Source organism: Kribbella caucasensis, assembly GCF_004361855.1.
GTDB lineage: Bacteria > Actinomycetota > Actinomycetes > Propionibacteriales > Kribbellaceae > Kribbella > Kribbella caucasensis.
Map to the genome: position 1 here is coordinate 193,907 of NZ_SNWQ01000018.1, position 11,864 is coordinate 205,770.

The window sequence follows — 11,864 nt, forward strand, 5'->3', positions numbered from 1 at the left end:
CTGGGGTTCAGCGTTTGACGACGACTGTGCTGGCGGCTTGGTCGTGGAGGCCCCGGCGGTCTCGGTCGTAGACGACGGCGGGGATGACCAGGCAGACCAGGAACGCGCGGAGGGCGCCGGACAGCAGGCCTGGTTGAGCCGTGTACGTGGTGGCGGACTGGGGCCGGGTGGTGATGACGCGCAGACCGCACACGCGGTGCCCGATGGTGGCGCCGGCCAGGCCGACCAGGAGCGCGGTCATGGCGAAGAAGACGACCAGCTGCGTGGTGGTGTAGTCGTTGCCACCGGCCCACATGGGTCTGCCGGTGATCGCGGAGGCGACCAGGCCGGCGATCACCCAGTCCAGGAACAGGGCGAGCACTCTGCGTCCCCAGCCCGCCACCGAACCGGACCCCTGCTCGGGCAATCCGAGACGGCTGCCCGCATACCGGAACTCTTCGGTGGGTCCTGTGCCGTTCTCAGGGGTTGATGCCATGATGGCTAGCCTACGGAGGCGGGCTGAGTTCTCACGCCCTCCCCCGGCGTACACCAGTGGGTCAGCGCGGACACGCTGGGCGTAACATCCGCGAAACATTGGGGTCACGACCGAGTAATCGTCAGGCCCTACGTTACGAAGCAATCTCTGAGCCACCCTAGGAGTACGTATGTTTTCCAGCGCTGAGGAGCTGCTCGCCTACGTCAAGGACGAGGGCATCGAGATCATCGATGTCCGGTTCTCCGACCTACCGGGCATCATGCAGCACTTCACCGTCCCGGTGTCGTCGTTCGGTCCTGAGGTCTTCGAAGAGGGCCTGATGTTCGACGGTTCGTCGGTGCGCGGGTTCCAGCAGATCCACGAGTCCGACATGAAGCTGCTGCCCGACCCGACCACGGCCTTCCTCGACACGTTCCGCGGGACGAAGACGCTGGCCATCAACTTCTTCGTGCACGACCCGCTGACCGGTGAGGCGTACAGCCGCGACCCGCGGAACATCGCCCGCAAGGCGCAGGAGTACCTGAAGTCGACCGGCATCGCGGACACCGCGTTCTTCGCCCCCGAGGCCGAGTTCTACGTCTTCGACGACGTACGGTTCGAGACCAAGGCCAACACCGGGTACTACGCGATCGACTCGATCGCCGGCGCCTGGAACACCGGCCGGGTCGAGGACGGCGGCAACCGCGGCTACAAGGTCCGCTACAAGGGTGGTTACTTCCCGGTCGCGCCGACCGACCACTTCGGTGAGCTGCGCGACGACATCACGCTGGCGCTGGAGAAGTCCGGCCTGGTCGTCGAGCGCGCCCACCACGAGGTCGGCACCGCGGGTCAGGCGGAGATCAACTTCCGCTTCGACGAGCTGCTGAAGACCGCCGACAACCTGATGAAGTTCAAGTACATCGTCAAGAACACCGCCTGGGCGGCCGGCAAGACCGCGACCTTCATGCCGAAGCCGATCTTCGGCGACAACGGTTCGGGTATGCACTGCCACCAGTCGCTGTTCTCCAACGGCGAGGCGCTGTTCTACGACGAGTCCGGCTACGGCGGCCTCTCCGACGTGGCCCGCTGGTACATCGGCGGTCTACTCAAGCACGCCCCGTCGCTGCTGGCCTTCACCAACCCGACGGTGAACTCCTACCACCGCCTGGTCCCGGGGTTCGAGGCGCCGGTCAACCTGGTCTACTCGCAGCGCAACCGGTCGGCGTGTATCCGGATCCCGATCACCGGTTCGAACCCGAAGGCGAAGCGGATCGAGTTCCGCTGCCCCGACCCGTCGGCGAACCCGTACCTGGCCTTCTCGGCCCAGCTGCTGGCCGGCCTGGACGGCATCCGCAACAAGATCGAGCCGGCCGACCCGGTCGACAAGGACCTGTACGAGCTTCCGCCCGAGGAGCACGCGCTGCTGAACCAGGTCCCCACCTCGCTGCCGGCCGTGATCGACTCCCTCGAGGCCGACCACGACTTCCTGCTCGAGGGTGACGTCTTCACCTCCGACCTGATCGAGACCTGGGTCGACCTCAAGCGCGAGCAGGAAATCGCCCCGATCCAGCTCCGCCCCCACCCGCACGAGTTCGAGCTCTACTACGACGTGTGATCGGCGCGGGTCCCTGACCTGCAGGTAGTCCGCAAAACGGCGGCTGACCTTGGGCAACGTCCTCGCGACGTTGCTCAGGGTCTGCCGCCGTTTGTGAGAGGCAGCGCGGCTGACCTTCATTGGTCGGCCAGGTACGGGTCCGCCCAAGCACTGATGATGCGGGCCGCGCGCTTCGCCTGGTTGCGCCCGGTCAGCAGGTGGTCGGCGCCCTCCAACGACACGAAGTTGCGCGGGTGCCGGGCCGCCCGGAAGATCTCGCTCGCATTCGCGATGCCGACGGTGTTGTCGGTCGGTGAATGCATCACCAGCAGCGCCCGGTGCAGCGTGCGGATCTGCTCGTGCAGGTCCGCCGCGCGCACGTCCTCGATGAAGTGTCGGCGGAGGGTGAGCGCCTTGCCGCCGATCAGGAACGGCGCCTCACCGTCGACGAGGATCCGTTCCACGAGCGCGTCGTAGTTGTGCTCGACATGGCCAGGCTGGTACGGCGCGCCAATGCTCACCACCGCGCGCACCGAGTCGACGTGGTGGGCCGCGGCGATGACTGCCGCGCCGCCGAAGGAGTGCCCCACGAGCAGCCGCACCTCGCGAGCCGACTCGTTCATGAATCGCACGGCCTGGGCAGTGTCGGCGACCTTGTTGGAAAAGGACCCGTGGCCCCAGTCGCCCTCGGAGTCGCCCAACCCGAGATTGTCGAAGCGGAGCATCCCGATGCCCTCGCTGGCCAGCTGCTTGCAGATCCGGCCGGCGGCCGGGCTGTCCTTGCCCAGGGTGAAGCCGTGCGAGAACACTCCCCAGCCACGGACTGGGGCCGCCGGATGGTCGACCAGACCAGCCAGCTTGGGCCCGCTCAGGCTCGGGAACCAGACGCGCTCGGCCACGTCAGTCATCCTCCGTCACGCAGTCGCCTCCGTGGCCAAGCGGTGCACGGCGTCCAACAGGTCGAGGTAGCCGTCGGCGGCTTCCCAGAGGTGAGTCTCGGGGTAGCGGCCACCCCCACGATGTTCGCTGCGCCACTCGCGGTCCCAGTACTTCTCGTGGACACCACGGAGTTGAGTCAGCGCTTGGTCGAGCTCTACCTCGGCGCGTCGCAGTAGTTCCGCCGGGCTAGCCTCCAGTCTCGGAAGATCCGCGAACCGGCGTTCCTGCAGGGCATCCAGTACTGCCTCATCGGTGCCGTCGAGCGACCAGAACCGCACGGGCCGGCGGATGGCGTGGTTCCATACAGGCCCGTGCCCTGAGCGCCACCAGTACGCGAAGCCGCCCTTGTCCAGCCGCAGAGTTTGCACCAGCCACGGCGTGCCCGGGGGTTGCGAGCACCAGGGCACCTCCTCCGGGGGCAGGTTGAGCGTGAACGCGATCTGGAGGTACTCGATCGGGTCATCGCCGTCGAGGATGTCGCCGAAGACATACGCCTCGCGCAGGAACGGCTCTTCGAGCGGCATTCTCGTTGTCGACTGGCATGCCTCGGCCAATTGGCGCAACTTGTCGACGGCTCGTCGGTGTCGCATGGTCACTCCTGCGGTCGCGCGGGCACCGGACGATTCGGGGCAGAGGCGCGCGTATCGAACCTCGTACTCGCGAGCGCACGCTCGGTCAGTGTGATCAGATCCAGGACCTCACGACTGACGTAAGCCGTGGCACCCCGCTCGATCGACTTGGTCTGGACAATTCCGGCTTGGCGCAGCTCGTCCAGCGCAGCGCTCGCGGCCGGAAAGGAGATACCGAGTATCTTCGCGAGGGTCGTGGCGGTGACCACCGGCGCCTCGGGAAGTTGGTTCAACAGTCGTGCTACGGCCGAATCCGCGCGGGGCGTCTCACGTAAGCCGACCGACTTCCGATGGTTGGAGAGCCGCTTCGCCCAGTCAGACCTCAGGTCGTTGATCTGCTCGATCAGCATCTCGGACCGCTGTACGGCGATTGCCGAGGCCTGGATGAAGATGTCGAGCCACTCGTTGATCGACGTGCTCGCTTGAGGGCTCGCCGCCGGCGCGTCGTGGCGGTAGGCGTTCAGCCCTTCGACGTAGCGACCGCGCAGGGTGGCGAGCACGAGGCTGATGGGGAGCACCGCGCGTTCGGTCAACCCGCGACGGGCCAGGACCGTGTGAATGAGGGCACGACCAACCCGCCCGTTGCCGTCGGTGAACGGGTGGATCGTCTCGAACTGCGCGTGCACGACTGCGGCTTGGATCAGCGGCGAGTGGGCGGCGCCGTTCATGTAGTCGACGAGGTCGGCCATCAGGGCCGGCACGCTCTCGTGGCCCGGCGGCACGAAGTCGGCATCGATCGGGCTCCAGTCCGAACCGCCGATCCAGTTCTGCACCTTACGCAGACCGTGATGTCGCGGCTGGTCGGGAAGTAGCGACTGAAAGAGTCCGACAATGTTGTCGACTGTCAGGGACTCAGTCTCGGCGAGCTCGGTCGAAGAGCGTCGTACAACCGTCATGTTGTTGGCGACGAGCCGGGCCTGCTCGCTGATCCCGCGAACGGTTTCGGACTGGCCCAACTCGGCCAGAGCCACCTGCTGTGCCGAGGGTGCAATGCCTTCAATCCGCGAACTGGCGATCGCCTCGGAGCGCAGCAGGAACCGTGCTATGCCGGCCAGGCTCTCCGCCTCCGGGCCATTGAGTGCTCGGATGCTCCGCTCAACGGCAGTGACCCGCCGAGAGATGTCTCCGTCGATCACCAGCGCGAGGCCGTCGATGCTGTCGGGGACGTACCGTTCGTACGACCCCGCGCGCCGTGCCGAGCGTGGGATGTTGGAGTCGACGCTGGGTTCCCAGTACGCCTGCTCCCAAGTGGCCATCAGCGGTTTCCTTTCACAGAACCACAATCTATCAAAGAATAAGAACTAACCTTTGATAGATGCGCGATCAGTTCAAGGACTCGGACATGTCTCAGCCCTTTGTTGCGCCGAAGTCGTGTTCGGGGGGCACGTTTCGGTGCCAGCCCAGGCAGAAGGGGTGCCCGGCGGGATCGGCGTAGACCTGGTGGCCCTCCTCGGTGTCCAGGTCGTCGGCTGCCTTGAGCAGCCGGGCACCGAGCGAGATCGCGTGGTCATGTGCGGCCCGGATGTCCTCGACATGCAGATCGAGGTGGACCTGTTGCTGCTGCGGCCCGTCCGGCCACTCGGGCGGAACGTGGTTCGGCGCAAGCTGTACCCCGAACCGCCACTTGCCGTCGACGATCACGCTGTGAAAGCGGTCGTCCTCATAGACCTCGCCACCCAGGAGCCCCGCCCAGAACGCGCTCTCGGCGGCGATGTCGGCGGCATCGAACACGGTGATCTGCCTGGCGATCTTCATCAGTCATCCCTTCGAGAGCTCTCGCACGGCACGCTACAAAGCGACTCCGACAATCCTGAGGTTGGGGGATTCTCCCGACGCGACGAGCGGCCCGCCGGACGGATCGTCGTGGCATGACGAACTCGACGAACTCGACGAACTCCTCCATCGGACCGGCCGCGGACGACGGCCGCTGGTCGCGCTTGCTGTGCAGTCTCCACCGTGGCCTGTGGCCCGGCATCGTGTGGTTCGGTGCTCCGGCGCCTACCTACCTCTGGCGCGCGCTGCTCAGGGATCGGTCAGACATCGAGCGGCGAGGGCCGGCGCGATGACACCGGGCATTCTGGGCTTGTCGCACGTCTCCTTGAGCGTCCGGGACTGCGACGCGGCCAAGCGCTTCTGGGTCGAGGTGCTGGGCTTCGAGGTGTTCAGCGAGGAGCCGACGCACTGCTTCTTGTTCGACCGAGCCGTGGGGCTGGCGGTCATCATCAGCGACCACGATCGGACGGTGTCCGGCACATTCGACGAGCACAACGTCGGTCTGGACCACCTGGCGTACGCCGTACCGAGCGTCGAGGCATTGCTGAGTTGGCAGCAACGGCTGGCCACTCTCGGCGTACCGCACTCACCGATCGTCGAGACCGACGCGGGTCACCACCTCAATCTGCGCGCACCGGACGAACTGGCGATCGAGCTGTACGTGATGAAGCCGGAGTTCGCCGCGATCCTCGGCCTGGCGGACGACGCGGTCCCGGTCGCGGCCACCCACGGTTGAGTCAGGTCTCGGTCGCCAGGGCGCGCGCCAGCTCGGTGCGCGACCTCAGCCCGCGCTTTCGGAGTACGGCGCCCAGGTGGTGCTCGACGGTCTTGGGACTGAGGAACAGCGCCGCCGCGACCTCACGGTTCCTCATGCCTTGCGCCACGAGCAGAGCGACCCTCGTCTCCTGGGACGTCAGGGGCTCCCTCGTGGCGTCTCGGGAGTGCACCCGTTCGCCGGTGCCGGCGAGTTCGTGCGCGGCCCGCTCCGCCCAGAGCGTCAGTTCCATCTCGACGAACGCCCGCCGCGCGGCCTCGAGCTGGACGCGGGCGTCGACCCGACGCCCGCCGCGGCGCAGCCGCATGCCGTACAGCAGCCGGGTTCGAGCCGGCTCGAACTGATCGGGCTGGTCGCCCAGCAGCGCGAGGGCCCGTTCAAACGCCGGCACCGCGTCGTCCAGGGTGTCGGCCACCAGTGCCTCGCAGCGGGCGAGCATCGCGGCCACGGGCGGTATCGGCTCCAAGGCCTGGGCGGCTGCGAAACGCGCAACCAGCGCCTGGGCGTCCGCGTCGCGTCCGAGACCCAGGTAGGCCTCGACCAGGAGCGGCGCCACGCCCAGCGGTTCGAGATAGAGGCCGATGCCGTCGAAGCGGACGACTTGGTCCTCCAGTACGTCGGCCACCTCGTCCAGGTCGCCGCGGCAGGTGGCGCAGAACGCGACGGTCCGGGCCAGATGCGGCGGCATCGGGTCGAAGCCGTTGATCGCTACCATCCGCCGGGCCTGGTCGAGCAACTGCTGTGCGTCGTCGTGCATGCCGCGGGCGGCGCTCTCGATGGCGGCGATCTCGTACGCGACGCCGGGGTCCGCGGTGTAGCCCAGGATCTCCAGGAGCTCGACCGCTTCGCCGGCGAACGCGTGGGCCCGGACATGATCGCCCAGCCAGGCCAGCCCGCCGGAGTACAAGGACAACCCCATCGCCAGCAGCCCCAGAGCACCGGCCTCGCGGGCACGGGCGATCCGTCGATCGATGAAGGCTGCGACGGTCTGCGGGTCCATCAGCCAACGGGCGCACAGCAGCAAGACGGACAGGTGGCGCGGGTCGTCGCGCAGAACCGGGTCGGTCTCCAGCAACTCTAGAGCTTGGTGAATCAGCGGCGCGCCGAGATCAGGGCGGCCCTCGACGACTCGCGCGGCTCCGGGCAGGTAGGCCGCCAGCATCGCCTGCTCGGGTTCGGTGCCGTCGGCGCCGCTTGCGGCCCGGTCGGCCGCCGCGACCATGCCTGCTATGTCGTCGAGCAGGTAGCAGATGTGGAAGAGTTCCGAGAGTGTCCGAATCAGCTGCAGACCGGTGGCGAGCTCGGCCGCCTGCTCGAGCAGGTCTCGGGCGCGGGCGAAGGTGCCGTACCACACCTCGAGCATTCCGAGGGTGAGCAGGACCCGGGCGCGTGACTCGGCGCCGGCATCGGAACGCAACACCTCCGCCGCCAGGCGTCGAACCCGATCGGCATCGCCGGCGAGGTGCGCGTCCTCGGCCGCCACTGCCAGCCAGTCGGCCCGTCGGCCCGGGTCCGCAGTGAGCCGGGCAGCACGTTCGATGGCGCCGGACGCGGCCGCGAACCCGCGCCGTGACCGGTCCACATCGGCGACGCGGGCGAGTTCCTCGGCGAGGGCGTTGTCGTGGCCAGGTGTCGCCTCGGCGCGATGCCATGCCCGGGCGGCCTGATCCAGCGTGACGGCGGCGAGTGACCTGTGTGCGGCCTGCCGCTCGATCACGGTGGCACGGGCCCACGCAGCCGACCGCAGCAGCGGGTGCCGGAAGGTGCACCGACCGTCTTGGACAACCAGTACCTGCGCGGTCCCGGCCAGGCACTCATCAGGGTCCAGGCCCTCCGAGACCAGAGCCGCAAGCATCGGCGCAGCAGCCTCGTCGGTGCTCGCGGCGCACAGTACGACGGCTCGCCACGCGCTTGGCGAGAGGCGGCCGAGCTCGACGGCGTACAGCTCGTTCAACCGGTCCGGCACGGGAAGCGCCTGGGGAAGTGCAGCCGCGCCGGCCCGTTGAGCCTGGTTGAGGGCGTGCAGGCACTCTCGCAACGCCAGCGGATTCCCTCCGGTCTCGGACACCAGTCGCTCTACGACGGTCGCGGAGAAGCCCGGGCCGAGCAGTTCGCGGGCTGCGTCTGGCATCAGCCCTGCAACGGCGACCACGTCGAAGCCGTCCAGTGGTACCGGAAGTGGCGTCCCGATCCGGTGCGTCACCAGCATCACGAACCTGTCATGACCAAGGCGACGAGCGGCGAAGGCAAGAGCTTCCATCGACTGCGCGTCCACCCACTGCGCGTCGTCGACGGCGAGAAGGAGCGGTGCGCGCGCCGCGGCCGCCGCCAGCAGGCTCAGTGTCGCCGCGCCGATCAAGAACCTGTCCCCGACACCGGACGTTGGACCCCACCCGAGCGCCGCAGCGAGGACGTCGGCCTGGACCGCGGGCACCGAATCCAGGTCCCGCCGCAGCGGCGTCAAGGCTGCGAGCAGGCCGGCGCCGGACAACACAGCTTCGGACTCGATCCCCGATACGGCCACGCAGGTCCATCCGTCGGTCCGCGCGCGGTCTGCCACTGTCCGAAGCAGGGTGGTCTTCCCGCTTCCGGCTTCGCCGCGAATGACCGCGGCGACCGTGCCACCCGATCCGGCCTGAGCCAGCAGGTCTGCCAGCCGCGACAGTTCGGCGTCACGGCCGACGAGGCCCGGAGCTCCCCGCATCCCCATAGCTCGACTGTAGACCCGCGCAACTGAAGCGCATTCGACCAGGACTCGCCGATTCCCCGAACCTCGGCCTCCCGGTCAATGAGACGGGCCATATCGAGTAAGTCAGGTGAAATACAGTTCTTTGAACGAACGGCAGGTGGAAGGGATAGCGCATGAGTGTTCTCTGGTACATCCCGAATCAGGTGGAGGCTGGGCATCGTGGTGATGATGCTGTGCGGGGGCACAACAGTCTGGAGCGGTTGACGGATTTGGCTCGGCTGACCGAGGAGCATGGGTGGGGTGGGGCGTTGCTCGGGACCGGGTGGGGGCGGCCCGACACGTTCACCGTTGCGACGGCGCTGGCGGCTCGGACGACGACGTTTCAGCCGCTGGTGGCGATCCGGCCGGGGTACTGGCATCCGGCGCACTTCGCGTCGGCGGCGTCCACACTCGATCAGCTCATCGGTGGACGGTTGCTGATCAACATCGTTTCCGGACAGGACGACCTGGCGGCGTACGGCGACAGCGAGGGCGACCAGGCGCAGCGGTATGCCCGGACCAAGGAGTTCCTTCAGTTGGTGCGCCGGCTCTGGACCGAGGAGGACGTCACGTTCGCCGGCGAGTACTTCTCCGTGACCGGATCGACGGTCGCCACGCGGCCCGCAGTACGGGAGGGGCGGCCGCATCCGCGGCTGTACTTCGGCGGTGCGTCGGCTGCTGCTGAGCGGGTCTCGGCCGCCGAGGCGGATGTCCAGCTCTTCTGGGGCGAACCGCTCGAAGGCGTTGCCGAGCGCATCGACCGGCTCAAGGGTCTGCAGGCCGAGCTCGGCCGGGAGCACGCACCGCTGGAGTACGGGCTACGGATTACCACGCTGGTTCGCGACACCACTGAGCAGGCGTGGGCCGACGCCGAGGCCAAGGTCGCGAAGATGGCCGAGAGCGGAGGCAACGACTACCTCGACCCACGACGCTTCAAGGCGGTCGGCCAGCAGCGACTGCTTGACCTGGCGAACCGGGGTGACGTCCTCGACGACAACCTCTACACCGCCCCCGGCAAGTACGGCGGCGGAGGCGCCGGCACCACCTGGCTGGTCGGGTCCGCGCAAGACGTTGCCAAGTCCCTGCGCAAGTACCGCGACCTCGGCATCACCCACTTCGTCCTCTCGGACACCCCGTACCGCGAAGAGATCATCCGCATCGGCGACCAACTGCTACCACTGCTGCACAACGCAATCCCGTCTGCCTCGTGAGGATTACGGCAGGCCCGCTCGGTTGAGTTCCTCCCGCAGTGCCCACTTGGCCCGATGTGTACTGCGTAGCGCGGTCAGGTGGGACTCGAAGTCCTCGCTGCGATCGCACCGGGCGAACAACGCGCCGGCCTCGGCCAACAGGTCGGCAGCAATCTGGTATGAGTCGCGGTTCTTGTGGCCGATCTTCTGGTCGGCGGCCAGCAACAGGATCGGAATCGAGTCGGGCGGGTTGATCGCCGCACGCTGCCGGGCGAGTTGGAGCCAGAGGTCGTCCCGGCAACCACCGTCCATCGCGGCCTGCCAGGCCCCCTCGGCATCCGCTTCCCAAAGCAGCACCTCCACCAGCGTCGAACGCCCCTCGGGTCTGTAGGGCGTCGACGTGAACCTGGCCGATGTCGCCGGTTGCGCCAGTAACTTTTCGATCGCGCGATCGCGCCATATCGGGAACTGTTCGGCTGTGGCGTCGCACAGGGAAACGTAAGCGTCCAGGCTCGGACGGTCGTTGAAGTTCTTCCACAACAGCTCACCCGCTTCTGCCCTACGGTCAGCGCGGACGTGGCAAGCGGCAGCCAAGGTGCGCAACCGGGGGTCCGGCGGGAACTCCGTCATCCCCCGTGCCAACCAGTCGAGCGCCTCGTCGTCACGGCCGTCGGCGCACAGTCGCTGCGCGATGCATAACACGTCGTATCCGCTGGTTAGATCCCGCGACAACACCTCAACCAGCGCGTCGGCGCCGCCGGTACATTCGGCTAGGCGTTCCATCAGGTGGGTTACGACGAACCGGCGATGGCTGTGCTCGTCCGGTTTCTTGGGCGGCAGGTCCCGCCATGCCTGCTCGACGAGTTCGCGATAGCGGGCCAGGCCGGTCAGCCCAAGCACCGGCTCGTAGTCCGGCAGCACGTTCAAGAACACCTCGTAGTCGCTGGCCATCGCCGTGTCGGCCAGCAGTTCCGCCAGCTCGACCGGATCGGGCCGACCGGCCGTGCAGGCGACCAAGTGGATCTCCTCGGCCCGGTCGATCGCGACGCGCAGCCCGCCGTCGGAGTTGTCGACCAGCCCGGCCGCCTCTTCCAGCAACTCCAGCGCATACTCAGCCAGGCTCGCCGCCGCATCCGGAAAACCCGCGTCGATCAGCCCGTCCACCGCGTCGAGCGCCTCGTCTACATCCCGAAAGTACGAGTCTGCCGAGCGGTAATCCGCGAAGTCATAGATCTCGATGGCCCGTTCCAGGCCCGCCCGCAGGACGCGATCGTCATAAGCGACCCCGGCGTCGGCACCTGCGGCGACTTCCAAACGGGCCCGCAGCAACGGATCGGTCCGTGTGGCGGTCAGCAGTTGCTCTGCCAGCCACGCCGAGTCCTGCGCCCGGAGGAACTCGTGTAACCGCTGATCGGCTTGCTGGTTGAAGTCGGTCACAGCCATGGACGGTCATGATGCCAGGGCTGTCGGACGTTCGGGGTGAGGCCGACGGTGGGAAGAGGTCGCTCGGTGTCGACCGCCGTACATTTCGACAGGAGGTAGTCGCCTCGGGCCGGACTGGCCACGCTCAGCCGAGCGACGGCGTGCCGATCTACGGGCACTACCTCCTAATGAGAGTTACCGAGTCGCCGTCCGGCAGACTCGGGACTGGTAAGCCGCCGGTGGGTGAGCACTCCTACGTCCTGGACCTAATGAGAGTTACCGAGTCGCCGTCCGGCAGACTCGGGACTGGTAAGCCGCCGGTGGGTGAGCACTCCTACGTCCTGGACCTTTGAGTCCTGT

11 protein-coding genes are annotated in these 11,864 nt (G+C 67.5%); 4 read left to right on the forward strand and 7 right to left on the reverse strand.

Translation table 11 applies throughout. From position 1 onward, the window contains the following. Window positions 1–7 precede the first annotated feature (7 nt). Window positions 8–475, reverse strand: a complete 468-nt coding sequence (locus tag EV643_RS31620; RefSeq protein ID WP_133803837.1) for an RDD family protein — start codon at window positions 473–475, stop codon at window positions 8–10. Between the two features lie 169 nt (window positions 476–644). Here EV643_RS31620 and glnA point away from each other — a divergent pair, with 169 nt between their 5' ends. Then, window positions 645–2,069, forward strand: a complete 1,425-nt coding sequence (glnA, locus tag EV643_RS31625; RefSeq protein ID WP_133803838.1) for a type I glutamate--ammonia ligase — start codon at window positions 645–647, stop codon at window positions 2,067–2,069. Window positions 2,070–2,185: 116 nt separating this feature from the next. Here the strand turns inward: glnA and EV643_RS31630 are convergent, their stop codons facing one another. The 4 genes from EV643_RS31630 to EV643_RS31645 all read right to left on the reverse strand — a co-directional run bounded on the left by EV643_RS31630 (window position 2,186) and on the right by EV643_RS31645 (window position 5,371). Further along, window positions 2,186–2,947, reverse strand: a complete 762-nt coding sequence (locus tag EV643_RS31630) for an alpha/beta hydrolase family protein (protein ID WP_133803839.1) — start codon at window positions 2,945–2,947, stop codon at window positions 2,186–2,188. 15 nt (window positions 2,948–2,962) lie between these two features. Next, entirely contained in the window at window positions 2,963–3,577 is a 615-nt protein-coding gene (locus tag EV643_RS31635) for a DUF7711 family protein (RefSeq protein WP_133803840.1), read from the reverse strand. 2 nt (window positions 3,578–3,579) lie between these two features. Further along, window positions 3,580–4,872, reverse strand: a complete 1,293-nt coding sequence (locus EV643_RS31640; RefSeq protein ID WP_133803841.1) for a Fic family protein — start codon at window positions 4,870–4,872, stop codon at window positions 3,580–3,582. Window positions 4,873–4,963: 91 nt separating this feature from the next. Beyond that, complete coding sequence (locus tag EV643_RS31645) at window positions 4,964–5,371, reverse strand: VOC family protein (protein WP_133803842.1); 408 nt, start codon at window positions 5,369–5,371, stop codon at window positions 4,964–4,966. A gap of 113 nt (window positions 5,372–5,484) precedes the next feature. Here EV643_RS31645 and EV643_RS44355 point away from each other — a divergent pair, with 113 nt between their 5' ends. Then, window positions 5,485–5,682, forward strand: coding sequence for a hypothetical protein (locus EV643_RS44355; RefSeq protein ID WP_166665647.1), 198 nt, complete (start codon window positions 5,485–5,487; stop codon window positions 5,680–5,682). Beyond that, window positions 5,679–6,125 carry a VOC family protein gene (locus tag EV643_RS44360; RefSeq protein WP_166665648.1) on the forward strand — a complete coding sequence of 149 codons (447 nt, stop codon included), beginning with the start codon at window positions 5,679–5,681 and terminating at the stop codon, window positions 6,123–6,125. Before EV643_RS44355 ends, EV643_RS44360 begins: the two co-directional genes overlap by 4 nt. 1 nt (window position 6,126) lies before the next feature. Here the strand turns inward: EV643_RS44360 and EV643_RS31655 are convergent, their stop codons facing one another. Next, window positions 6,127–8,874, reverse strand: a complete 2,748-nt coding sequence (locus tag EV643_RS31655) for a helix-turn-helix transcriptional regulator (protein ID WP_133803844.1) — start codon at window positions 8,872–8,874, stop codon at window positions 6,127–6,129. Window positions 8,875–9,026: 152 nt separating this feature from the next. On the opposite strand from EV643_RS31655, the gene EV643_RS31660 reads away from it, so the two are divergent. After that, complete coding sequence (locus EV643_RS31660) at window positions 9,027–10,103, forward strand: LLM class flavin-dependent oxidoreductase (protein ID WP_133803845.1); 1,077 nt, start codon at window positions 9,027–9,029, stop codon at window positions 10,101–10,103. A 3-nt stretch (window positions 10,104–10,106) separates the two neighbouring features. Here EV643_RS31660 and EV643_RS31665 read toward each other — a convergent pair whose 3' ends face one another. Then, complete coding sequence (locus EV643_RS31665) at window positions 10,107–11,525, reverse strand: DUF6880 family protein (protein ID WP_133803846.1); 1,419 nt, start codon at window positions 11,523–11,525, stop codon at window positions 10,107–10,109. Window positions 11,526–11,864 lie beyond the last annotated feature (339 nt).